Source organism: Streptomyces flavochromogenes, assembly GCF_000717595.1.
In the GTDB taxonomy this organism is placed as follows: domain Bacteria; phylum Actinomycetota; class Actinomycetes; order Streptomycetales; family Streptomycetaceae; genus Streptomyces; species Streptomyces flavochromogenes.
The window spans coordinates 1-223 of sequence record NZ_JNZO01000150.1 but is presented as its reverse complement, the minus strand read 5'-3'; the positions used below and the strand labels follow the sequence as shown (position 1 = coordinate 223).

Sequence of the window (223 nt, the reverse complement as noted above, 5' to 3'; positions counted from 1 at the left end):
GCCCTTCTGGAGCTGCGGCCCGCCGGAGTCCCCGAAGCACGCCATGGCGTCGGGAACCCGGCTGATCGTGCACAGCCGGGTCCGGTCCGCGTAGCCGGGGGCACACTCGCCGGCGGCACCCGTGCGCGTGCTCAGCTCCTGCAACCGCTCCGCGAACCTCAGTTCGGTGTCGGCGGTGGTGCCGAATCCCAGGATGCGGGTCGGGGTCCCGGGCCGTCCGGCC

1 protein-coding gene is annotated in these 223 nt (G+C 74.4%); it reads right to left on the bottom strand.

The window, feature by feature from the left end:
• A partial coding sequence (locus IF00_RS0140680; RefSeq protein WP_030327210.1) for a trypsin-like serine protease occupies positions 1 to 223 on the bottom strand: 223 nt, incomplete at both ends.